16 protein-coding genes are annotated in these 24,645 nt (G+C 41.9%); 4 read left to right on the plus strand and 12 right to left on the minus strand.

Features of this window, described 5'->3' with window-relative positions; genetic code table 11:
• Positions 1–18: 18 nt before the first annotated feature.
• The 5 genes from MB380_RS15085 to MB380_RS15105 all read right to left on the minus strand — a co-directional run bounded on the left by MB380_RS15085 (position 19) and on the right by MB380_RS15105 (position 9,046).
• Positions 19–1,356, minus strand: a complete 1,338-nt coding sequence (locus tag MB380_RS15085) for a RagB/SusD family nutrient uptake outer membrane protein (protein WP_253526279.1) — start codon at positions 1,354–1,356, stop codon at positions 19–21.
• Between the two features lie 25 nt (positions 1,357–1,381).
• The gene (locus MB380_RS15090) at positions 1,382–4,423 is read right to left on the minus strand and encodes a TonB-dependent receptor (RefSeq protein WP_253526287.1); all 3,042 of its coding nucleotides are present in this window, start codon (positions 4,421–4,423) and stop codon (positions 1,382–1,384) included.
• A gap of 586 nt (positions 4,424–5,009) precedes the next feature.
• The gene (locus MB380_RS15095) at positions 5,010–6,365 is read right to left on the minus strand and encodes a hypothetical protein (protein ID WP_253526290.1); all 1,356 of its coding nucleotides are present in this window, start codon (positions 6,363–6,365) and stop codon (positions 5,010–5,012) included.
• 401 nt (positions 6,366–6,766) lie between these two features.
• Complete coding sequence (locus MB380_RS15100; RefSeq protein WP_253526293.1) at positions 6,767–7,219, minus strand: DinB family protein; 453 nt, start codon at positions 7,217–7,219, stop codon at positions 6,767–6,769.
• 753 nt (positions 7,220–7,972) lie between these two features.
• Positions 7,973–9,046, minus strand: coding sequence for a M48 family metallopeptidase (locus tag MB380_RS15105; protein WP_253526296.1), 1,074 nt, complete (start codon positions 9,044–9,046; stop codon positions 7,973–7,975).
• Between the two features lie 1,350 nt (positions 9,047–10,396).
• Here MB380_RS15105 and MB380_RS15110 point away from each other — a divergent pair.
• The 4 genes from MB380_RS15110 to MB380_RS15125 are packed head-to-tail and all read left to right on the plus strand — an operon-like array spanning position 10,397 to position 17,796.
• Complete coding sequence (locus tag MB380_RS15110) at positions 10,397–13,573, plus strand: TonB-dependent receptor (RefSeq protein ID WP_253526307.1); 3,177 nt, start codon at positions 10,397–10,399, stop codon at positions 13,571–13,573.
• Between the two features lie 49 nt (positions 13,574–13,622).
• Positions 13,623–15,071, plus strand: coding sequence for a RagB/SusD family nutrient uptake outer membrane protein (locus MB380_RS15115; RefSeq protein ID WP_253526323.1), 1,449 nt, complete (start codon positions 13,623–13,625; stop codon positions 15,069–15,071).
• A 49-nt stretch (positions 15,072–15,120) separates the two neighbouring features.
• Positions 15,121–16,863, plus strand: coding sequence for a tetratricopeptide repeat protein (locus tag MB380_RS15120; RefSeq protein ID WP_253526327.1), 1,743 nt, complete (start codon positions 15,121–15,123; stop codon positions 16,861–16,863).
• Between the two features lie 51 nt (positions 16,864–16,914).
• Complete coding sequence (locus tag MB380_RS15125; protein WP_253526330.1) at positions 16,915–17,796, plus strand: DUF1684 domain-containing protein; 882 nt, start codon at positions 16,915–16,917, stop codon at positions 17,794–17,796.
• Positions 17,797–17,868: 72 nt separating this feature from the next.
• On the opposite strand, the gene MB380_RS15130 is transcribed toward MB380_RS15125, so the two are convergent.
• From MB380_RS15130 to MB380_RS15160, 7 genes are all read right to left on the minus strand, one after another.
• The gene (locus MB380_RS15130) at positions 17,869–18,645 is read right to left on the minus strand and encodes a DUF2490 domain-containing protein (protein ID WP_253526333.1); all 777 of its coding nucleotides are present in this window, start codon (positions 18,643–18,645) and stop codon (positions 17,869–17,871) included.
• Between the two features lie 10 nt (positions 18,646–18,655).
• The gene (locus MB380_RS15135) at positions 18,656–19,342 is read right to left on the minus strand and encodes a cyanophycinase (RefSeq protein WP_305882502.1); all 687 of its coding nucleotides are present in this window, start codon (positions 19,340–19,342) and stop codon (positions 18,656–18,658) included.
• A gap of 9 nt (positions 19,343–19,351) precedes the next feature.
• Positions 19,352–19,525 (minus strand): hypothetical protein, encoded by a 174-nt coding sequence (locus MB380_RS15140; RefSeq protein ID WP_253526336.1) that lies wholly within the window; start codon positions 19,523–19,525, stop codon positions 19,352–19,354.
• 40 nt (positions 19,526–19,565) lie between these two features.
• Positions 19,566–20,000: a hypothetical protein gene (locus tag MB380_RS15145; RefSeq protein ID WP_253526339.1), complete on the minus strand. Its 435-nt coding sequence runs from the start codon at positions 19,998–20,000 to the stop codon at positions 19,566–19,568.
• Positions 20,001–20,179: 179 nt separating this feature from the next.
• On the minus strand, positions 20,180–21,010 hold the full coding sequence (locus tag MB380_RS15150) for a sterol desaturase family protein (protein ID WP_253526342.1): 831 nt from the start codon (positions 21,008–21,010) through the stop codon (positions 20,180–20,182).
• Between the two features lie 954 nt (positions 21,011–21,964).
• Entirely contained in the window at positions 21,965–24,130 is a 2,166-nt protein-coding gene (locus MB380_RS15155; RefSeq protein WP_253526366.1) for a xanthine dehydrogenase family protein molybdopterin-binding subunit, read from the minus strand.
• Positions 24,127–24,612, minus strand: coding sequence for a (2Fe-2S)-binding protein (locus tag MB380_RS15160; protein WP_253526382.1), 486 nt, complete (start codon positions 24,610–24,612; stop codon positions 24,127–24,129). Before MB380_RS15160 ends, MB380_RS15155 begins: the two co-directional genes overlap by 4 nt.
• Between the last annotated feature and the right edge of the window lie 33 nt (positions 24,613–24,645).

A 24,645-nucleotide genomic window follows, 5' to 3' on the forward strand; every position in this document is an offset into this window, starting at 1 on the left:
GGCCGGATTAAGTTTAAATCAATAGCCCGGGTTTTGGGAAAGCGCTTTATCAATCTGGATTTCTCCAACCGGAATGGGCAGCAAGAGTCGGTTTGGGTCGGTTACATTAAAAACCTGCGTTGCACGGCCAGTACGTACGATATCAAACCAACGATGTGGCTCCAGGGCAAACTCTACTCTTCTTTCATTTTCAACAGCAAGCAAAAGTGCGTCTTTTGTAGAGGCGGTGCTGGGTTCTATCGCTGCGCGGTCGCGTATGGCGTTCAGGTCTGCCAATCCATCTGTTATTTTGCCCAGATTGGCTCTTGCTTCTGAACGAATCAGATACAGCTCGGCAATGCGGAAAATATAGCTCGGGTCGGTGGCGGGTGTACGGTAATATAAGTTGCCATACCAGCGATTCTGATTATCTTTTGCTACCAATGCACTGCGGCCACCGCCAATTTTAGGGTCATTGAGCAAGGTTATCAGGGCATCATTCGGAGCCCATTGGCGAGTGCCTCCGTTGGTTTGGGGTTGCCATTGCCCCCGATGTGTGTTAGGCTCGTTGGCACTGTAGAAAATTTCAAAGACAGATTCCTGCGTACCTCGGGCATCATTGGCAAAAAAAGAACTGTATGGCTTTACTAATTTATAGTTCGTATCACTAATCAGTTTTGAAGCATATTCTTCTGCTTTAGCCCATTCTTTCAAATAAAGATGCAAACGCGCACGCAAGGCCCATACGGTTTTGCGCGTAGCCCGGTAACGGTCTGTTGTAGAGGGTAGCAGAGGCTCAGCCGTTTCAAGGTCTTTTAGTACCAGCGCATAGGTTTCTGCCTGGCTGCTTCTGGTCACACCTTTATTCTCAGTCGGTGCGGCAGTTGGTTTAGTAATCAAAGGAACACCTCCCCAGGTGCGTGCCAGATCAAAATAAGACAAAGCCCGTATAAAATAAGCCTCACCAACAATCTGATTTTTAAGCGTTTCTGTCAGAAGCGGGTCTGTTACCGCAGGTACCTTGGCAATTACATTATTCGCGCGATTGATGGTACGGTAGATGGCTGTCCAGGCTCCGGAGATGGTCGAGTTTTCAGGTTGCACTTTTTTATTGATAAATTCCTGCACCTGTGACTGCGAGCCTGTCCATTGAATATTATCACCGGATAAATAGCCTATTGACTGGAAAGTTGTACCATAATAGCTGCCGTTGCTTAATGCCGAGTACACGCCCCTTATAGCTGTTTCGGCAGAAGTTTTATCAAAAATGGTTTGGGTATCAGAAATTGACTCCAGAGGTTTTACATCCAGAAAATTACTGCAGGATGCACTCAGCGTAAGTATTCCTGCAGATAGAATATATTTTAATGATTTCATTTCCTTTAATTTTGGTTATCAGTTTTTAGAATGTGAGGCTCAAGCCGGCCTGAAAACTACGTGGCTGTGGAGGCGTACCCAAATCAATACCCTGTGCGTTCTGGTCACTGCTCGCGCTTGACTCCGGGTCTAAACCTGTGTATTTGGTTAAAAGGAATAGATTGGTGCCGTTCAGATACACTTTCAGGTTGTCTGCCTTTAGCCTGGCAGCCACTGCTTTAGGGAAATTGTAAGCCAGATTCAGGCTGCGGAGACGTAAGAAGGAGCCATCTTCCAGCCAGCGGCTTCCGCCGTCACGATAATTGTTTACATTCACGCCGTCTGGTCTGGGCACATCTGTAATATCGCCGGGTTTTTGCCATCTGGCATTGTTACTGGCAAAAATCACCCGGGCTGCATCTCTGGCACCGCCGCCTTCACCAAAAAACTTATTGTGGTTATATACCTTATTGCCATACTGGAAAGCCAGAAAGGCTGATAACTCAAAACCTTTATAACTGAAATTATTAGTAAAACCACCAAAGAATTTAGGCCAGATACTGCCTATAATCTGGCGGTCGGCAACGGTAATTTGGCCGTCTTTATTTACATCTTCATAGACTACGTTGCCTGTCTGAGAATCAACATACAATTGCTTGTAAACCCAGAAAGAATAAAGAGGAGTGCCTTGTTGTTGTAGAATTAATTCGCGGCTGCCATAGCGGAGCGGATTCTCAAGCTTTTCTATTTTATTGATATTCTGCGCTATGTTCAGGTTACTTGTCCATCTGAAACCCCCTTTCTCGTAGTTAATGGTGTTGATATTCAGCTCAAAGCCTTTGTTACTGATTTCGGCAGCATTGCTCCAGTAACTGCCAAAACCGGTAGTGCTTGGCAAAGCCAGTTGAAGCAGCCCATCGCGTGTGTATTTGGTGTAATAGTTAAGCTCAAAGCCGATTCTGCCATTCAGTATGGAGGCATCCAGGCCTACGTTAAACTGATTGGTTCGTTCCCATTTCAAATCGGGGTTGGCTAATTGCTGCGGAGCAATGCCGGGGCTACCCTGATAAGATGCTCCGCCTGTCCAGAGTCCCTGAGCAGCAAAGTTGCCTATACCGTTCTGGTTACCTACAATACCGTAACTGGTGCGGAGTTTCAGATCTGTCAGGAACGACAGGTCTTTGAGGAAGTCTTCCTGTTTGATACGCCAGGCAGCACCTACGGCGGGAAAGTACCCCCATTTGCGGTCATTGCCAAATCTTGAGGAGCCGTCGGCTCTTACACTAAAGTTAATGAGGTATTTACCATTAAAGCCATAATCTGCTTTGGCAAAGAAAGAGGCGAGCGTGCTTTTACTCCAGCTTTGTGAACTGGTAGTTGTAGCTGCCGAAGAAATGATTTTAAATGAATTATTGGCAAATCCACGGCCTTCTGCATAGGTTCTGGTGAGTACATCGCTTTGGAGAGTATTACCGACAACGACACCCAATGAATGTTTTTTACCTATTTTGTGGCGATACGTAAGTGTCTGTTCATTTAATAATGACGTGAACTGACTTATTGAAGAAGTGGCAAGGCCACCCTGAGCGCCCAGAAGAAGAAAAGTATTCCAATACTCAGACTCGTTGTAATTATTATAATCTACACCCCAACTGGAACGAAGCTTCAGATTTGGCAGTAGCTCGGCTTCTGCATATAAGTTGCCTATGTATCTGAGGCTGGTTGAGTGTACATCATAGTTTTGCAGCAGTAGTGTAAGGTTGTCAAACCCTGCCCTGCCAACCAGAACACCGTTTTCGGTTGGAGAAAGATATGTTGGTGTATGCAAAGCTGCCTGCAACAAGCCCCCTTGCGGGCCATCACCCGCCCGCGCCTGATTACGATAGGTACGGCTGAATGAATTGCTTACGCCTATCTGAACTCTGTCGTTTATTTTCTGATCGAGATTTACTTTAAAGCTTGCCCTGTTAAAAGCAATTGGCCTTAAGATAGACTCCTGAGCAGTGTACCCACCGCCTATATAGTACTTTGTTGATTTTGTGCCACCAACCAACGAGATATCATAGTTCTGCAAAGTTGCGGTGCGAAAAGCTTCGCTCAGTCGGTCGTAGGTTTGCTGTTCTTCCGGAAGGCCCCGCCCGCCTTCTGAAACCGGTCTGAATGGCCGATTGGCAAAAGTTCTGTTTAATGACGGCGTGTCTTTCCCTGTGTTTATCCACCATTCGTTTACAAGCTGGGCGTGTTCAGGCCCTGTAGTTAGCTCCCAGAGTTTAATTGCTTTGGCCTGCCCGTAGCTTACGTTGAAATTAACCTTGGGGGCCTGTTCAAAATTCCCTCTTTTGGTGGTAATCAAAATAACCCCGTTGGCTCCTCTTGACCCATACAATGCCGTAGCTTCGGCATCTTTTAAAACTTCAATACTCTGTATATCGACCGGATTAAGATCTGCAATGGGCGAAGTAGATTTGCCGCCGGTGCTGATGGTCTGTAAACTATTGCTGTTTACAAAAACGCCGTCAATCACATACAGAGGGTCGTTATCGGCATTAATTGAGGTGGCGCCGCGTACCCTTACGTTTACTGTTTCGCCGGGTACGCCGGTAGGCGAAGAAATCTGCACACCAGACACCTTTCCCTGAAGCTGGGCATCAATGCTGCCGACAGGTATCGCATTGACTTCGGCGGGGTCTACTTTGGTAATTGAGCCGATCAGGTTTTTGCGTTCCTGAGTACCATAACCAACCACAACAATTTCGTTCAATTGTTGTGCATTGGTCTTCAACGGCACAATAATGGTGCTTGTTGAAGCCAAAATTTCTAGTGTCTCATACCCAATAAAATTTACAACTAGTGTATAGGGGAATTTCTGGCCGGTTTTGAAGTAAAATTTGCCATCAACATCAGTAATGACTCCATGGGTGGTTCCCTTAATTTGCACAGATGCCCCAATGAGTGGTTCTTTGGTTTTTTCGTCAATTACCCTGCCGGAAAGCGTAGAATTAATGGTTGCATCTGATTGCTGGGCCAAAGCTACCGAAGGAATCAGCAGAATAGCCAGCAAAAACTGTACAAGTACGTTTTTTTTCATTTACTTTGTAATGGTTAAATTAAACAATTAGGTACCTGGCCGATTGCATCGCAATCGCCACAATCATGTCGCAATGAGCCTTTGTTTCGACCAGCCACTCTTGTTCCCGCAAGAGTGGCATTTTTAGGCTTTTTCTTGTCTTTTGCCTTTCAGCTTATCATCAATCAATACTTTACTTTTCCTGCCTTGAGTTACTACTTTTGTAAAAAAAAAGAAGGATTTATTTATTGAAATAGATACAACTTTAAGCAACAGAAACAAAACTAATATTATTATATATAATCTACCAAATAAGTAGACTATTATTTTTTACCATATTTGTTTTATTCTACTTTATCTACACATACTACAAAAACAAATGGTCGTTAATTAGTAGAAGCCTGTTGGTTATATACTGTTATTGATTTATAGTGATGGCACGACCCCGAATGGCCAGAATACGGATAAGCCTATCTTCATTGAAAATACAATTAAATATAAGACTAAAAAAGACAGGCTAAATGGCGTAAGAAAGGAAGCTACGACCCTTTGGTTATGGATTTTCAACTCGTTTATACGCAAAAGCGGTGAAGAAAGAAACAGCGAATTAATTAGGGTTGGCCTCCTTAAAAAATGTTTTTTCGTTGCCATAGGTAGTTATTCCATTTGCAACAACAAAAGCACGATAGATATATAAAGTACCTGCATTCAGGTTTGTGGCGTCAATAGAATATGTGGCCGGAAAAGCCGTTGGACTACCTTGAATGGAAGCTCCTGAAATACAAGTTATAGGTAAGGTATTTGAAAAGTCGTTGATATAAAACCAACAGACACCGTATTCAGTAATTGCATAATTACCTCTGGTGTTAATTGTGCCATATAATTTTTGGGATGTGGCCGAAATATACGTGGCATTTCCGGTAGTTAAAGTAGGAAAACCCTCTGTTTCCAGTTTATAAGTTTTTATGTCTCCATAGCTTACAACCCCATTAGATATAACATAAGCCCTGTAAAAAATCTCTGTATTGCTATTTAAACTATAAATGTTTACCGAAAATGTCTTTGGGAAAACCGTTATGCTATCGGGTATTTTTGCTTTAGAATGCTCAGTTGTTGGTGTTGAAAATCTTTGCGACCAACAAATGCCATATTCGGTGATGTCTGCAGAATTTCCGCCCGATTCAACTACTCCGTTAATTTTAACAGAAGTGGTAGAAGTTGTGGTGGCATCCAGGGTTTTTATAGTTGGCTGCGTTATGGCTAAAGTATTGAATTTCAGGGCGTCACCATAGGTAGTTACGCCATTGGAAACAACAAATGCGCGAAAATAATAAGCTGTATTTGGTGTCAAATTAGTTGCATCTACGGTATAAATCGTAGGAAAAACACTAATATTTGTTTTACCTGATTTCGAATCGGCTGTTGTTGGAAGGTTATTGGTCGACGACCAGCAAATGCCGTACTCGCTTACATCAAAAGAGCCTTTTGTTTCTACAATTCCTCTTAATTTTGCACTAGTTGTAAAAACCAGAATAACGGCATCAGTTTTTATAGCAGGTTGAATAACATCGGCAGTTTTGAAGGTCATGACAGGTCCAAAAATTGTTCCGGAAGCAATTACAGAATAAGACCTTGCAAAATAATTAGTGCTTGGTTTTAGGCCTTTCACAACATCTGAAAATTTGATGGGCGCAACATTCGGATCCGATACCGCTCCATGAGCTATTCTTGAATCTGCCAAAGTGGGGGTTGCGTTGGTTTCAGAATAAACAAAACCATAATCAGAAATAGATTGATTGCCAACATTGCTAATTGCGCATGACAGCAGCACCGAAGCAAAGGTTGTTTCAGAAACCGTAATGGTGTCTAAAGTTGGAGGGACAGGCACAATTTCTTTGGTTTTGCAAGAGCTAATTACAGTCAGGCTTAAGACAGTAACTAATATTGGGAAAGTCTTTTTCATGAGTACCGAATAATATTGGTTAAATACAAGTGAGTGGCTTATGCCTAAACAATTACAGCATCAGGTATGATTTTGGGAGTTCACCGGTATAATATTATTTTACGTTACGCAGCAGCAAGCCGTAGTTTTGGATTATTTGTTATGTACCATCTCACCCTTCGATGCCCCCTTTCATTAGTACTTCTTTTTTCTGCCTGATTTTATACATATTAACTTTTCAGTGGTAAGCCTTGCCAAAAAAATAGCAGAAAAAACGCATTGCTGCCATATTAAACCTTGCATTGTTTTCTTCCAGCCCGGCCTAACATCCAACCTTGCAAGTATCATGCAATTGATTATTTCCGATGAACCAGCTAAAAGCTATTTCAATTTTGTGCTGGAATTACTCGTGTCTGAATGCCTCATAAAACTCCATACTTTACAACGATAGCCAACTGACCTGCATGATAGGATGTATGTGAGATAATGCGACCCAATGCCTCAATTTTTGTTTTTGTTCCGAACTCTTTGGTGGTGATGAGTTCATCCCAATCTGAATCCTGCTGTGCTAAGATGGCCTCTTCTAACATCTGACATGCATATTGCTGGTATTGCAGCAATTCTGCTAAATCTGTCCATTCGCCGGTATCTTTCTGGTCAATGACTGTCTTTGCAATAACCTTTACTTCGCTGTATTTAAATACATTTTTAGCGAAGAGTAGTTCAACGTCTGCAATATGGCGAATCAGAAAGCCAGCAGAATTGGGTGAATCCCCTAGTTTTTTCAGAAGGTCTGTTCCGGTTATTTGTTTGAATTGATTCGAAAGCCTGGTTCGGGCTTCAAGCCATTGCGTGTACAATTGTTGCGTCAACATTTCAGTAGCCAGTTAAATTACGGTACAATAGTAACTTATCGTAAGCTCTAAAACTATGATGGTTAGCATAATTGGTGTGTTTCGGGCAAAAAAACTCACAGTTTGGGAATGCTGCAAATCGCGGCAGGTAGCCCGCAATAATCGCATACGGTCGCGCAGATTAATTTTTCAATTCTCCACAGCAATTTCCATTAACCCTCCTTCAGGAATCAAACCAACAAAAAAAGGAAACAATACACACATGCTCTATTCATCCCCCACCTCCTTTCTGATAACCCCCGAGTATCACTGCCGAGCATATCCAGTGCCCGATTCAGCTTGTCGAGCCTGAGGGTAGTTTTCCTTTCTTCCAACTTGCGCAATAAATGCAGACCAGCCCCTGCTTTCTGAGCCAGTTCTTCCTGCGTTAATTTTGCGTTTTTGCTTCACAAATACATTGATTGGGTTCATCATTGTTATGCCTTTTAGGTCTTAAGTTTTTTTCTAAGAACCAAAAAAAGCACCCATTTCTGAGCGCTTTTACGGGCTGAATGGGTCTATAATTCAACCCTTGGTACCCTTATTGGCTTTTTTGAATAGCCATGAATTTATTTAAGTTCAATATACCTAAATTATAATTCTTTGTCTTGCATTTTATTAGACACGACAGCCGCATCTCTTCAACTCTCTGAAAACTTTCTTTTGCAATATCTACTTCAAAAGCCACCAATAAACTCATAATGCAGCTACCCTGTTATTTTCTTATTCGGGTTATTAATTAATTCTGAATCCCATTTCTGAAAGAGCGGCTCTGGCTTTGCTGTCTATTGTATTTTTGTACTCATGATTTTTATATGAGATAGCTTTTTCAAAATAAATTTTTGCTTGATTTTTCTGGGCTTTTTCCAGAAAAATATAGCCTAATTGCAGAGCCGCACCAGCACCAAAATACCAGGGTTGCTTTTCATTGAGTACAATGGCCTTTTCGAAATTACCAATCGCTTTGTCGGCTTGGTTGTTCTTCTGGAAGGCTTTCCCTGCCAGATAGAAATATTCTGTTTTCTCCTTTTGTGTAATTAACTTCTGTTCGGTTATAGCCGCTATTAAATCAAGAGCATCAGTATAATACCCCCCGTCTAATGCAAGTTTTGCCTGCAATAATTCTTTATTGGGTAAAACATGAACTTTGGCATAACTTTCATAAAATTTTTCAGCCGCCTTATCCCCTTCACTAATTGTGCTGCCTACAGCCGGAATTTTAGAAAGGTATGCTAGTGCCAGTTTATCATTATTCATGAGATAATTACTTAAAAACAATTTGAAATAAGTATCCTTCACAAAAGTTTTGATTTTTACATTTTTCAGATAAAGGCCATAAAAGCCATTGGCTTGCTGGTACTGACGCTTCATTAATGCTACATCGGCTCTATAAAGGTCAAGAATTGGACATACGATGTATTCATTTCCCGTTGGCAGCTTTTTAAGAATTTTATGGGTCAGTTCTGCATTATTAGCTCGCATTGATACAGCTAAGCCTATGAAATGTACATTTAAATTATCAGGTTGACTTTCTATAAACTTCATTAATTCGGCTTGCTCTTTTTCATCTATTTTTCCTACAAATGCCTGTATATAATAAGAACAATATCTTGCTTCATTGCCCCATACAGAATCTTTTGCCGCCTTATCTAATTCAAGCAAACCTTGACTAACATTTCCTTTAAGCCCAAGTATTTTAAGTGCCCACTTGAAATTGTCTGGTACTGACCCTACAATAATATGAAGACATCCGAGCGATTTGTAATTGGGCAGAAAGCCCGGAAACAACCTCTGATTTTCTTCAAGCAATTTAGCTGCCTCTATGATATTAAAGGCGGCCTTAAGTTCATGCCCGAACCGAAGTTTATTTAATGCCCAGTGCATTTTTATTTCAGCTCTGAGAAAACGGTTATATGGAGATTTTTCATCCAGGTCCTCAATTAAATCCAGTCGCTCACCCTCTTTGTGCTTTATTCTTTCATAGTATTCCTCGTCGTCTGAATTCAACAATTCTACCATGTCAATATAATTTTCAAGATAAGCTCTGAAAGGGCTGTCTTTCTTTTCATTTACCAGAAGATTTCTACCTGCACGAATTTTATATTTAAAAACCTCGGTATATGCCTTTTGAAACCCGGGTGTAAGCTCAAAATCGGCGGCCCCGGAATAAGAAGAAAAAACAAGTAAAATAATAATAGGCCTAATGATAAAATTCATTGAATTGTCTTTATAAAAATGATTCGTAGGTCGCTAAATTCTTTTTAAAGTGTATTAAGATGCAAGCTTATATAAAATATTTCTATTATCCTACTTATATTATATACTAAATAGATTATTGTATTAAATTGAGGTGTACCTATAAGCTATTGCCGGCATAAATCAGCGTAATATCGATTCACTAACCTTAGCAAACGTTAAAACACCGCATTACGCATCATTAATTAAATTATAAATTGTACTTTAATAAGATACATGCATTTAGTTTAAAATTATCTTGCAGGCTAAGAAACTATTAATTTATTTTGTCGATAGATTTAGTAGAGTATTATTTTACTCATACTTTCTCCCTATCTACCTACTGCTGACAACCCTTGAAACATTAATTAATTTAAACCCAAAGAAGCATATATGAATTAAAAAATACCACTCCTGCTGGAACAAGAGTGGTAGGTCAAAAAAAAGGCTCATTGCGAATGATTCAGAAGGTTAAAATAACCTTCAGGTACCTTATTTTTTTATTTAACCATTACAAAGTAAATGAAAAAGAATGTAAAAGTACATTTCTACAGCCCGATTTTATCAAGTAGGCTCAATACGTTTATTACCCGATTTGTTTCAGGAATAAATGCTTTAATCTCCTCTCGTAAAGTCATTAACTATATTCAAAGAGCAAGGCTAAAGCCCTTTTCAACGTCTTTATTTACTTACCTGAAAGGTGATAAAATATAATGGGTAGTGCTATTGCAAAAAAGTGTCGCGTCAGGATTTTAGTCTCTTCTTTAATATACAATTGAAAAGACTAATGCAATGCTGAAATAATTCAATGCCGACCCAGAACTGCCATTGTTAAGAAGCATTTTCCAGATAGCTGAACGCTACCAACTACATCATTTACCATTATATCTCAGAATTTTCGGTCAATTAATCAAACAGCACATCATGAAATTTAACAGGTTTACATTTACTTTATTGATTTTAGTTCATTTATCTGCTCATGTTTTTGCGCAGTCAAAAACTATAACCGGCACAGTAAAGGACAAAGACAACGGCGAAGCGCTGCCGGGTGTTTCGGTAACAGTAAAAGGCACCAACACCGGTGTCGTTACTGATTTAACAGGTAGCTATAAGATTCAGGCTGCAGAAAGCAGCACACTGGTCTTCTCATTTATAGGCTATTCTACCATTGAAAAAGTGGTGGGCAATAGCGCCTCAATTTCTGTTGATTTGGTATCAGAAGCAAAATTACTCAGCGAAGTAAGGGTAGTTGGCTATGGCACCCAAACCAAAGCAGAATTTACAGGTTCGGCAGCAAGGGTTAGCGGAGACGTGGTAAAAGAACAACCTATTCAGAGTTTTGACCAGGCGCTGTCTGGCCGTGCCGCCGGGGTTAACATAGCACAGCCCAATGGTGTGTTAAACAACCCGCCGGTTATCCGTATACGTGGAGTTAACTCCATCTCTTTAAGTTCGTATCCTTTAGTGGTGGTAGATGGTATACCTATCAACACCGGTAATATATCTACCAGCACAGCCGTACCCAACAATCCGTTAGGAGACATCAACCCGGCTGACATAGAGTCGATAGACGTACTGAAAGATGCTGCCTCAACCGCAATCTATGGCTCACGTGCAGCCGGAGGTGTCATTCTGGTTACTACCAAGAGGGGTAAAACAGGTAAACCACGTATCACCTACGAAGCATGGGCAGGGGTATCTAATGTTACCCGTTTGCCTGAACTTTTAAATGCAGAACAGTTTATAGCCATTAAAAATGAGGCAGTTTTAAATGCTAAAGTACTAGGTGGCAATGCCAATAACGACAACGTGGCATCTGCCCTGTTTTTTCCGAATACCGATGCCAGCAACAAACCAGTAGATACCCGTTGGTACGATTACATCTACCGTCAGGGGGTTTCACAAAGTCATAATCTAAGCGTGTCGGGTGGCACTGCATCAACAAACTATTACTTTTCAGCAAACTTTACCAAACAGAATGGTTTTCTGGTAGGCAATGAATTCAACAGAAAGGCGGTTCGTTTCAATATCGACCAGGAGCTTACCTCATGGTTGAAATTCAAAGGCGGCTTATCTTACAATACCAGCTTTAATGAATCACCTTATGCCGGTTCATTGCCAAATTCCAATTTCTTTCTGGTTGGGGTAGCACGTTTAGCCATTGCCCTTCCACCCAATGTAGGGCCGTTTAATGCCGACGGAAGCTACAATGTAAACCCGGCAAGCCCAAATACCATTGGCGTGGGCAACAATAAGTTTATCAGTAACTGGGGTAACCCGGTGGCCTTGCTCAACGAAAACAGGTATACCTCTGCCAACGACCGGGTGATTGCCAACTTTACGCTTGATGCCGAAATCATTAAAAACCTGAAGTTTACGACTACCTATGCGGTAGACCGGCTTAAAACAGAAACAGTAAGTTTCGACAGCGCGATTCAGGGAAATGGGTTTTCTAGCAGAGGGAATGCTACGAATACCTCAGGTCTGAGAGACAACTGGAACTGGACAAACACCTTAGGTTATAACTTCGCCATTGGCGCAAAAAACAGCGTAGCTGCCTTGATAGGCTACGACATCCAGAAATTTGATGTGTCGTCATGGGGTGCTTCAAGAACGCAGACTTCTGACCCTTTCTTCGAGAATTATCAGGGTAACTGGGGCGCAATTGCCGCTTCCAACAACGAAATCGGCCAACGTGTATTTCTTTCTTCCTTTGCCCGCCTGAACTACGACTTCAGTAAAAAATACTTTGTTACTTTCAACTTCCGCCGCGACGGTAACTCTGCGCTGGGTACCGGCCGTAAATGGGGCAACTTTGGTGGTGTATCTGGTGGCTGGCAGCTTTCTGACGAAGAATTTTACAAAAACTCTTCTCTGGCAAGAGTACTTAACAGTGTGAAACTGAGAGCCAGCTGGGGCAGAGTCGGGAACGGCAATTTAAGCAACGAATACAGTTCTCTTGAACTATACAGCGGTTCATTGTACGGCAATGCGGCTACCTGGGCTATTGCACAGGCTGGAAACTCAAACTTAGGGTGGGAAACCAGCAAGCAAACCAACATAGGTGCAGAGCTGGGTTTTCTGAACGACCGCATACAACTGGAGGCAACTTATTTTAACAACGATGTTGATGGTTTGATATTAAGCGCGCCGCAGGCGGTATCAAAGGGGATTCCGGGCAATGCCATTCTGGGCAATGTGGGCTCTATGTATAACAGAGGCCTTGAGTTAGGCATTAATGCCAGCATTTTGCGCAAGGGAGATTTTTCGTGGAATGCCTCATTCAATATTACGACCTTGAAAAACAGAGTTACGGCACTTGCAGACGGCAATACCGATATAATAGGTACTACACACGTAGCCTATGAAACCACCAACATTACACGTGTAGGGCATTCGGTAGGTAGCTTGTACGGTGCCAGAACCGCAGGTGTGAATCCGGCTAACGGGCAGCGCATTTTTATCAATGCCAAGGGCGAACAAGTGCAGTTCAGTCAGGTAGTGTTACCGGGCCAAAGCCAATGGACTTACCTTGACGGCACAAAAGCACCTGCCATTACCGGTGCCGATTATTACCTGATAGGCAATGCCTTGCCTACCTTTTACGGAGGGTTGGCTAATAATTTCAAATATAAAAACTTCGACCTGGGTATTAATCTCTCGTATTCAGGCGGTAACTATATCATGAACGGTACCCGTGCTACTTTGCTAGACCAGAGAGCATATAACAATTCAACCGAGATACTGAACCGCTGGCAAAAACCGGGCGATATTACTGATATACCCAGATTGGTTTATAACGACCAGACCTCGAGCGGTTCTTCGTTCCCTGTTTCTGCCAATGCAGAGAAAGCAGACTTTATACGCCTGCAAAATGCTTCTCTGGGCTATCGCCTACCTAATTCGCAGGCTTTGTCTTCAATCGGCTTGTCGGCAGTGCGCGTGTACGTTCAGGGAGCTAACCTATTTCTAATTACCAGATATACGGGAACAGACCCTGAGTCTTCTGTGAATGGTAATTCCAATACAACGCCGGGTGTAGAGAAAAACTCGGTTGGGCAGGCGCGCACTTTCACATTTGGTATCAATGTAAGTTTCTGACCTGTAAAACCATAGTCAGAGCATATATACAATTAAAATCGTAAGAACAATGAAACTTATATCCAGAAATATATCATTAGCAAGCCTGCTGGCAGGTTCACTTTTTATACTCTCAGGCTGCGACCAGGAGAAAGAACTTAATCCGGCACCCATTACAGCCATTAGCGGCGTAAACGCATTCGATACCCCCGACCGTATTCTGGGCCTTGTGAATGGTATTTACAAAGCTGCCAAATCATCTAACTTTTATGGTGGCAACTATTACATCTATACTGAGGCTCGCGGAGAGGAGTTCATCAACAGAACCAGTAATACTTTTACGGCATTTGAAGCCTGGAGCCAGACCTTAAATTCGGGTTCAAACTTTGTGGCCGGTTTTTGGGAAGCAGGCTACAGAACCATTAATAATGCCAATATTCTGATTCAGGGCTTGAAGGATAATCCGAAGGTAGTTAGCGAAACCCTCAATAAACAGTATACAGCAGAGGCTAAGTTCCTAAGAGCTTTGAGCTATTATGCTTTGGTAACGCTGTATGCCCGCCCCTATAATGAAAACAAGGGCGCTTCGCCAGGATTACCCCTGCGCCTGAATGCTGAAAAATCAACTGCGAATAATGACTTAAAGCGTAGCTCGGTAGCAGAAGTATATGCACAGATTATCAAGGACCTCAATGAAGCTGAAGCAGATTTGCCCCTCACCTACGCAACAGCCTTGCTGAATACCACCCGCGCGCACCGCAACACGGCCATAGCGTTAAAAACGCGCGTGTATCTAAACAGCAGTAATTATGAGAAGGTAATTGAAGAAGCGAAGAAGATTGTTTCAACCGCTGCACCGTTTACTGCCTCATCTGGTGTGGTGCATAAGTTGCAAAACATTGTCGAGATTTTCACTACCAATTATACCAGTACAGAGTCTATCCTTTCTATTCCGATGACCGAACTGGATAACGTTACAGGTCAGCCGTCGTTCCCGTATGTATTTAATGCTAACGCAGAATATAACCTTAACCCAACGGGTATATGGGGTGATAAAGAATGGAAATCTACCGATTTGAGAAGGACATTTGCCCGTACGGCATCAGGCGTGCAGTTTCTGACCAAATATAATAAACCGTCTCCTTTTCTGGACTACATGCCGGTTATCAGGTACTCAGAGGTATTACTGAACTATGCCGAAGCTGCAGCACAAACCGGAGACCTGAAGAAAGCAACAGAACTTTTAAAGGCTGTTCGTAATCGTTCTGATGCTACTTATGAGTTCCCGACCTCGGCCATATCAACAGCGCCGGTATTGGTAAATACCATTCTTACCGAGCGCAGAATTGAGCTACTGGGTGAAGGCTTCCGGTCGAACGATTTGCTTAGAAATCTACTGCCGCTTCCTGCCAAGTCAAGCAGTTCTCTGACAGCCCCCGAAGTAAAACCGTCGCAAGATAATTACATATTCCCACTGCCTAATGTAGAAATAGTAACAAACAGGCTATTGCTTCAATAAGCCTCTTTTACTCTTGTTGAACCTTATTTACTCAAAAACTAAAAGAGCTATGTTACGTTTTCTTTTCTTTCTATTAATTCCATTCGGAATATATGCCCAGCGGGTTCGTGTAGGTGAAAACCAGCATGAGAACCACACAAGCAGCCAGGCTGAAGCACATGACGGAGGCGTAACCCATGACAACCATAGTCATCTGGAGCATATTTTAGGATACCGTAAAGAAACCGTCTATGTACCTAATTTACCTCCTCCAGTATTCTTTAAGGGTATTGGAGAGGTAAATTTTAAAATCAGCACTAAATCGGCTAAGACCCAGCAGTATTTTAATCAGGGCATAGCATTACTTCACTGCTTCTGGGACTTTGAGGCCTATCGGGCTTTTAAGGAAGCTATTAAGCACGATTCCTTAGCTATCATGCCTTATTATGGTTTGTATAGTGCCATTGGTGCGATAGAAGGAGATGAGTTTAAACCCGACCAGAAACTGGCATTAGCTAAAATCAAACAATTAAAGGAAAAAGCGAGTGACAGAGAAAAACTGTACGCTGAAGCCATTATACTAAGAGATGATGAGAAAACAGGTGGTAAAGCTGCTTATCAATCTAAGTTAGAATTGATTATTCACAAATATCCTGAAGATGTAGATGCAAAATTGTTTCTGGCTCTAAGTAAAATGGCTGGTTATGACACAAAGCTGAATCCTCGCGAAGGACAGCTTTATTCAGAGTATTTGCTGAAAGATATTCTCCGGAATCAACCTGACAATGCCGCAGCCCATCATTACTGGATTCATCTGAAAGAAAATTGCTGTCCGGAAGACGCCTTTCAAAGTGCTGAAACGCTATCAAGACTTGCGCCTAATTCAGGACACATGGTGCACATGCCAGGACACGTGTATTACAAAGCAGGCCTGTACCAGAAAGCCTATGAATCTTTTATTGCGGCTGTAAAAGTAGATTCGGCCTATATGAAAGATCAGAAAATACCAGAGGTTGATGCCTGGAATTACATACATAACATTAACTATCTGCTTTCTAACTGCGCCGAAGACGGTAGGTATAACACTGCGCTATACTATGCCGAAAAGCTGAAAAATATGCCTGCCACGAAGGAGCGAAAAAGAAAATTTGAAGGCAGATTTTTCTATCAGGGGGTGATTGCGCCTGCCAAGATGGAACTATGCTTTGGTTTCTATCAAAGAGCGGCGGATAAATTGGCGGCCATTAGACTAGACAAAGATAGTCTATTTACCAATAAAGCCATTGCTTACAAAAACGCGCTTTTCCATTTTGCCTCCGGAATGGCTGCCATAAAAGCAAACAACATTGCTCTTGCCAGCCAGCATTCAGAAGCATTAGATGCTCACCTATGGAGAAACCTAAATCAATCTGCAACCCAAGACCAGATGAATGCCAGGAGAGTAAGCGACTTGAATGTGGCATCTTTGGAATTGCAAGGAGTCATACAAAGTGCTGAAGGCAACTATGATGCTGCTATAGAAACACTTGAGTTAGCTACACAAAAAGAAGAGGATCTAGGCTATAGCGAGCCACCTACCTATGCCCGGCCTGTGCTGATTAGCCTGGCTGAAGCCCATCTGAAAGCTGGCAAATTTGAAAAAGCTGAAAAAACATATCAGCAACTTCTTAATAAACACCCTAACAGTGCTAATGGCATCTGGGGGCTGTGCAAGGTCTATAAGCAAAAAAATGACCACCACAAACTTCACGAGTACCAGGAAAAACTCAATGAAGTACTAAAGTATGGCGATAAAAGCCTGTTCCCGTTGTAATCAATCTGTTGTTTTATCATACACATTTATTCACATCAAAATTTAATTCTTATGAACAAGTACATAAAATGTCTGGCGCTACTACTACCATTGGCAGCGTTCTCGTTTGTGGTAGAAACTCCTTACGAAACATCTATTAAAAGCTGGCAACAGAAAAGAATAGAAAACCTGAAAAGTGAAGAAGGTTGGCTGAATCTGGCCGGATTATTCTGGCTGGAAGAAGGGGAAAATACGATTGGAGGGGATAAAAAGAACTCTATCGTATTCCCAGCCGACCATTCAGCACCTTTTATCGGGAAAATAATTTTAAAGAAAGGTCAAATTACTTTTGAAGCCGCACCAAATGCGGTAGTCTTACAAGGCAATGACCCTATATTGGAAACAACGCTTTTTCCGTATAACGGCTTTAAACCCACGGTTTTAAAACATAAAACCTTGCGTTGGTTTATTATTCAGAGAGGTGATAAATATGCTATCCGGCTGAGAGATCTAGAAGGAGAATACCTGTTGGGTTTTAAAGGCATTGAGACTTTCCCGATTAACGAAGCATGGAAAGTAAAAACCCGGTTTGTACCAACTGAAGGCAAAAAACTGAGCATTACCGATATTACCGGAAGAACTTACGAACAGGATTCGCCAGGGAAACTGGTATTTACTCTTGATGGTAAAGAGTATAGTTTAGCTGCAACAGGCAAGAAAGAACGCTTGCATGTTGTATTCAGCGATGCCACCAGCAAACACGAAACGTATGGAGCAGGCAGATTTCTGGATGCCGAAGCCCCGGATGCAGAGGGTAACATCTATTTAGATTTCAATAAGGCATATAACCCGCCATGTGCTTTTACACCGTATGCCACCTGCCCGCTTCCGGTTAAAGAGAATCAACTGACGGTAGCGATTAAAGCGGGTGAGAAATACAGCGGAAATCATTAAACTAACCTATTCAAGCAGTTGTTTTCAATCCTTATGGGTAACCCCTATAAGGGTTGAAAATAGCCAGTTTGTTCAATTATACCTATTTTTTTTGAAAACTGCTGATAAATTATCAATAGTCAGGATACCCCATAGAAAATTATAATAATCTATTTCTTTGCCTGAAATACGAGACTGAATCCCCCAAACATAGCCCAAACTTCCCTTAAGGTATTTGTTAAACGGATAATTTAATCCTGCATATAATCGGTTCTGGTCAAAAATATTTGGGTTACCTTTTACTGCTTTACCAAACTGAATAAATATTTCGTCATTTACAACAGTAGTGAGGGGCTTCTTCAAAAATGAAAATGTGATTGGCTTCTCAAATCTTAACATATAGCGCACCCGAAAATTAGGTCTGAATATCCCGTTATTTAGTAAGTCTCGCTGCCGGTATTCTAATCCATACCGATTATAGGTATTAAAGAATTTACCTTTTACCTCTTGCTCAATCCTTCCTGAAACACGCCATTCATTTACTGGCTCTTTCTCAAGGTCTGAAGGCTGATTAATGAGTACCCAGCTTTTAAAATAGCCGATCGGAGATAAAGAAAGCCTGACGTTAGGTGTCAGGTTATAATGTAGCCATAGCCAATAACTGGTAAACTGGCTTTGAGCCAATACATCCCAGTTTGTTTGTTGGGTATTCTGCCTTCTGTGTTGAAGGTAAACCTCCCAGCGTAATTTTTTACTTATTGTATCAGTCAAGACCAGCCGCCCCCAGACTATATTATGCTGATATTCCTTTTGTGAGTAGGTTTGAGTGAAAACTAATGAAATAATCAAAATCAGCGGTAATTTTTTCATCAAATGGGTACTATTTGGTTTTTATGATTTTTCGTTCTTTCAAATCAAACTTCTGACCTTTACTTAAAAAGAAAAATGGCCCGTTATTACCTGATTCCCCAGAGGGGTTTTCTTTTTTCCCATCAAAATTAGCTACATCATAAATAGCCACCACTGAATTACCTATTACTTCAAACAGATTCTGTTTGACTACTATAGCAGTGCTTTCATCAATACCTATTCCTAGCAAAGAAGGATACTTTCTGATCATGGGAATTAAATCAAACTGCCGGTTTCGTGGTAATATATGTTGGTCGATAGCTACATTATGAATAAAATCAAGCCCCTGAACATGGTTACCTTCAAGAACTGTATTGGCTTTTGTATCACCCCTTAGCAAAAAAGAACCTTGGATAGTGGCTCCGGCTGAAGTACCTCCTATTACCCCATTTCTGCCTAATAAATCTTTGAGCGCCTTGTGTGTAAGCGTATTCAGATAAGAATCTGCCAGGCGCCATTGTCTACCCCCAACAAACCACACGCCTGTAGCTTTTCTCAGGGGTAATACAAAGGTTTCAGAATTAGCTTCATTCGGATTGGTTGTGTGCAAAACCGTAACTGAAGCAACACCAAACTTCTCTAACAATTCTTTTTCAGGTGAAAACCCTTTGCTGGCTATTATACTTGAATCTCCTTGTGCTGTCGGGATAACTACAATATTTGCGCCTTAACCCCCTGCCAGTTCAATAAATTTTGCCCATATTTCAGCAGGCACTTTTCCTCCACCTACTATCACCAGAGAACCCCTTTCAGGGCCAATAAAAGAGCTTGCCGATTGCTGAGAAAATGCAAAACGACAAACAAGGAATAATGCAAGTGTGGTTAGTATATATCTTTTCATTGTGTACACAAGTTTTGTTTTAAACAGTAAAGGCCCTGATTTACTTATCTAGGCTTTCTGTACCCACTGATACATCCCAATGGGCATCCAATATCTCAAAGCGTCGGGATTCTTCTTTTTTAAACTTTGGCTGGTCAGGGTATAAAGTTTTCTTGTATGGCTCAGTCAGGTTTGGGTCAAAGGCTGCCTGCACATTTTTAAATACCAAGGTGATTCGATAGTCCCAGCGGCTTTCTTCAGTAGCATGATGTAAAGGCTTTTCTAATTTTATACTTAACAAATCTCCTTTTTCTATAGCTTTCTTAAGTAAAGGATAATGGTTCTTTTTATAGAGTTCCAGAAATTCAGACTGATAACCCCACTTTACCCTATAATAACCCTCAATCGTAAAAGTCTCTTCTTTGGGTGTCTGTGCAAATGCAGATAGGCTAAGCAATGTAATTGCTATGAGCAGAACGGTAAATGTTGGTTTCATATTACTATGGGTTAAAATGGTCCTTTATCTGAATAAAAAATAAGCAATGGCTGTCAATAAACAGGCTATTGCATCAAAATCTGTTTTTGCTTTTTGTCAGGTTCCCAAGTTCATTAGGGTTTGTACCATAAAAACAGCCGTCTGATTCAAACAGCTGTTTATGCGCTAAAAAAACCTGCTTATTTAGACATTTCACTCTTTTCGTTTGTTGATTTGAATATAGGGTAGCCCAGTTGGACATACCAGGGTTCTTCGTGGTAGTCGTCAAGACCTATTTTTTCAGGGAATTGTCTGGTTATTTTACCAGTCCCAAAAATTACATCCCATATAAAAAACATATTACCATAGTTGCCATTTACAACGCCGATACCATCATGGTCGTTGGCGGCATGGTGAGCATGGTGCGTAGCAGGGGTCGAAATCACTCGCTCTATCACCCACATCAGCGGATGTAACCATTTGATTTTATAGAGAGGCTTGTCCCACGGAATACTTGAATGAGAGGCAATGCCAATCAGTATTTTCAGAAAATAACCTACAATGAAGGCTTCGCCAAAACCCAGAAAAACCAAAGTTGCCGAAACGATTCTGGACGGAAACAGCAATAAATACAACCACGAATTTCGGCCGGAAAGCAACACGCTCATTTCAGGTGCGCTGTGATGCACTCTATGCCCTTTCCAGAGCCAGGGATAAGTATGTGCCGCTCTATGCCACCAGTATTGCGTAAAATCTTCAAGCAGACAGGTAATCAATAAACCTACCCAGAAAGGCACATTGGCATAGTAATTTGCGTAATCAGAGAAAAAATAGGTTAGCACGTAAGTGGTAAAAAGGAAACTAAGTGGACGAGTAATTACACTTGACAACGCAAGACCAGCCACTGTAATATGCCACTCATTCTTGTTCCATTTTCCACTTTTAAAAGCGCCTGTAAAAAACTCAGCTAAGCTGAAAAATATGAGAAGCGCTAAAATCTCATAATAAATTGTGCTTTCTGTAAATTTCATATTACAAAAATTTTAATGGTAAAAAATTCAGGGTTCCAGGTGAAATTCATCTGTGATAAGGCCGTGTTGAAGACACCACCCTATGCACTTTTCATTGTTTATACAATTAAGTTGAAGTGACTGACACCTGCGAAGGCATAATCTAAGACCTTCTATTAGTCTACTTAATCGATAGGCAAAGTAAATTATATGACATTGGTTTTCCAAGAAATTTTACATCTTTTTTCATAAAATTTCCAGGCGCTTTTGGCTAGAGCATTTCAGACCTTATTTTTTGGTACAATAAAAGTAGATACGGTTATATCATTCCGTTAGTAAGTACGCCGATTTGCATGATTAAAAAATGCTTTGTTAATCACAGAACACATGAAAAATACTGATTGTTTTAAGGGGCTACCTCAACCCTTACACCCGCTGGTAAATGTGCTTGATTTTGCAATACGGACAACAAACAGGTGATTTTGATGAAGATATGATGGTTTTTATGGCCTCTGGTCAGCGTTTTTAAATAAATGCCGAAGAAAAAGTACTATCTGCCACTCAGGATGGATAGTACTCATAGCCCCGCAGTTGCTTTTTTACGCCAGGCTGGCTAAGGATATTAAACAGAATGCTTAGTTCCGCTATTCAATTAATGAGGCTATGTTTATTTCTGATAAAGAAGAAAAAATAACCAGGAGGAAATTATCAGACATTGCCAACGAATGCCGGCCAGACATTGGTAATTCAGTGAGCCTGAGATAATAGTTCAGCTATCGCTACGGCATACGTAGGCAGATAGCTATTCCTACAGCAATACTGTGTATGATTTAGGTTTTGAACACCCTCCATCGTTCAGCAGGTTATACAAAACAACAACCAAACTATATCTTTTGAAATTCAGAGAAAGTTTTAGTGAATGCATCGCCCAATTTACCTACGATAACATACATACGCGTACCCTGCATTAGTCATCTAACCTAATTTCAAAGGCAAGCTTCTGAGTCTTTTGCCGGTAATATCAAATACTGCCGCGGCAATAGCAGGCGCTACTGGCGACAGTGGGGGTTCTCCTACCCCCAGCGGAACGGCTTCTCCTTCAATGATTATTACCTCAATTTCCGGGGTATCGGCCAAGGTAACCATCGGGTACTTATCAAAGTTGCTATTAGTAATTGCACCATCTTTTATTTCTATCTGCTCATACAAGGCTGCTGTTATGCCCATCATTGTGGCTCCTTCTACCTGCATCCGTATGCCGTCGGGGTTAATGGCAAGCCCTGCATCTATTACCTGGGTAATTCGTTTAACAAGTATCTTGTCTCCGTCTATGCTAACCTCAGCCACTACTGCCGAAATGGTTTTACGGTCGTTGCAGATTGCCACTCCTCTCCCCTGTCCTGGTTTTTTTGGCTGAATCCAGCCGCTTTTTGCTTTTAAGGTTTTTAATACTTTTACACACCGGGTATTTATCTTTTCATCTCCCTTCAACAGTTCTATGCGCATATCAATAGGGTCTTTGCGGGTTTCATGTGCCAATTCGTTAAAGAAGCACTCTATGGCAAAGGTATTGGCAAACATACCTACACCCCGCCAGATACCTACATCTATCGGCAATTTATTATGCCACATAGTAGCCGACTTATTTTCTAAGTTGTACATGATACTTGCCCCATGACCCGCAGATATAAAATCGGCCCCAAGAATAGTTGGCCCCAAATTGGCCGGTATCTGCGCAAATATCTGGTCAGGCGTGGCCTGGTTATGGCTAACGGCTTCAATTCTGCCGTCACTATTGATTTTTGCTGCCAGTACATGATGTGTCTGCGGGCGATAAATGCCACTCTGAAACTCCTGCTCTCTGGTATTAAACAGGTGCACCGGCTTACCCATTATGCGGGATATTCTGGCAGCCGCAATAGCTAGTTTGGCATCCATTCTTCGGCCAAAGCCACCACCTGCATAAGTTAAATGTACTTTAACATGTTTAGACCGGAGGTCTAGCGCAGTGGCTACTGCTTTTCTGAGCAGGTCTGGGGCTTGTGTTCCGACAATGAGTTGTAATTGGCCTTTACTGAAAGCGGCAATGGCACCGTTAGGCTCCATGTGCGCATGGGCACCTATAGAGGTTCGGTATTGGCGGGTAAAAGCTGCTTTTCCGGTTTCTTTCAGTAGCCTCCCGGTTACCCCCTCTTTCTGAACATTTACCTCATTGCCCTTACCCACTTGTGTGAATTGCTCAATGTCTTGCTGCTGCCACTTTTTTGGGATATCCCATTCAACTTTTATTTTTCCAAGACCTTTTTCGGCTGCATACCGGTTGCTCGCCACAACGGCTATTAAATTATCTTCTTCAATTACTCTCAAAACGCCGGTCTGCTTTAAGGCTTCTGCCGTTTGTATGGCCTTTACGCCTGCACCTATATATGGCGACTGCAGCAATGTAGCGTAAACCATTTCGGGCATGCTGTGGTCAATGGCATATACGGGCTCACCCAATACCTTTGGTTTCAGGTCTATGCGTTTTACTTCTTTTCCTATATATCTGTACTGGTCTCTGGTTCTTAATTCGGGTTGAGAAGGCATTTCCCATTCCTTCACTGACTTCGTAAGTTCGCCGTATGTAATTCTCCGGGTTCCAGCGGTTAATACGCCATCTTTGGTGCTTATAGCGGCTACGTTTACATCCCATTTTTTAGCGGCTGTTGCTTTCAGCATCTCTCGTATATAGGCTGCCATTTCTCTGATGGTTTCATAGAGCGACGACGTAGAACTGCTGCCCCCGGTACTGATTTTATCAATGGGGCCGTCAGCTGTATTGGCATGTACTACTTGTATCATTTCAGGCAGCACGTCCAGTTCTTCGGCTGCCAACATGGCAAAACCTGTAAAAATGCCTTGACCCATCTCTATTTTGGGCGATTTTAGGAGAACCGTATTATTGCCCAGAATCTCAAACCATACCAGGGGTTCATTTTTGTCTATCAATGCCGGTGCATCCAGGGTTTCAGCCATTTGTGCAGCGAATCTTCTGATAACACCACGACAGAAATATCCGGCCACCACCACTCCGCCCAGAACAATAGCCCCCCTCTGGAAAAACTTACGACGAGAAAACTCTTTGGTATCATTGTCTGTCATGATTTCTGCTCTGTTTGAGTATTTTGTTTGATTTCGGCGGCTCGTTTGATGGCTTTTAAAATGCGGGGATGGGTGCCACACCGACATATATTGGTGATACCGGATTTTATTTCATCGTCTGTTGGATTACCGTTCTGCTCAAGCAGTTGCGCGGCAGCCATCATGAACCCGGGCTGACAGTACCCGCATTGAGGTACGTTTTCGTCTATCCAGGCCTGCTGAACAGGGTGCAGCTTTTCTGCATTTACAGACAGGCCCTCTAAGGTTGTTACTTTTTTATTGGCGGCGTATTGTACCGGAAAAGAACACGAACGGACAGCGCTGCCATCCACATGCAATGTACAGGCGCCACACAGGGCTTTGCCACAACCATATTTGGTGGCCTTCAGGTTCAGTTCATCTCTGACAACCCATAAAAGTGGCATATCAGGGTCAACGTCCACCGAAGTTGGCACATTGTTTACAATAAATTCTATCTTCATGGATATTTAATCAGTTTCCGGTTATTGAAATGG

This window comes from Emticicia sp. 21SJ11W-3, assembly GCF_024138715.1.
Lineage (GTDB): Bacteria > Bacteroidota > Bacteroidia > Cytophagales > Spirosomataceae > Emticicia > Emticicia fluvialis.

Coding starts and splice junctions, on each gene's coding strand:
- MB380_RS15085 (WP_253526279.1), bottom strand. CDS start 1,356: ATGAAATCATTAAAATATATTCTATCTGCAGGAATACTTACGCTGAGT.
- MB380_RS15090 (WP_253526287.1), bottom strand. CDS start 4,423: ATGAAAAAAAACGTACTTGTACAGTTTTTGCTGGCTATTCTGCTGATT.
- MB380_RS15095 (WP_253526290.1), bottom strand. CDS start 6,365: ATGAAAAAGACTTTCCCAATATTAGTTACTGTCTTAAGCCTGACTGTA.
- MB380_RS15100 (WP_253526293.1), bottom strand. CDS start 7,219: ATGTTGACGCAACAATTGTACACGCAATGGCTTGAAGCCCGAACCAGG.
- MB380_RS15110 (WP_253526307.1), top strand. CDS start 10,397: ATGAAATTTAACAGGTTTACATTTACTTTATTGATTTTAGTTCATTTA.
- MB380_RS15115 (WP_253526323.1), top strand. CDS start 13,623: ATGAAACTTATATCCAGAAATATATCATTAGCAAGCCTGCTGGCAGGT.
- MB380_RS15120 (WP_253526327.1), top strand. CDS start 15,121: ATGTTACGTTTTCTTTTCTTTCTATTAATTCCATTCGGAATATATGCC.
- MB380_RS15125 (WP_253526330.1), top strand. CDS start 16,915: ATGAACAAGTACATAAAATGTCTGGCGCTACTACTACCATTGGCAGCG.
- MB380_RS15130 (WP_253526333.1), bottom strand. CDS start 18,645: ATGAAAAAATTACCGCTGATTTTGATTATTTCATTAGTTTTCACTCAA.
- MB380_RS15140 (WP_253526336.1), bottom strand. CDS start 19,525: ATGAAAAGATATATACTAACCACACTTGCATTATTCCTTGTTTGTCGT.
- MB380_RS15145 (WP_253526339.1), bottom strand. CDS start 20,000: ATGAAACCAACATTTACCGTTCTGCTCATAGCAATTACATTGCTTAGC.
- MB380_RS15150 (WP_253526342.1), bottom strand. CDS start 21,010: ATGAAATTTACAGAAAGCACAATTTATTATGAGATTTTAGCGCTTCTC.
- MB380_RS15155 (WP_253526366.1), bottom strand. CDS start 24,130: ATGACAGACAATGATACCAAAGAGTTTTCTCGTCGTAAGTTTTTCCAG.
- MB380_RS15160 (WP_253526382.1), bottom strand. CDS start 24,612: ATGAAGATAGAATTTATTGTAAACAATGTGCCAACTTCGGTGGACGTT.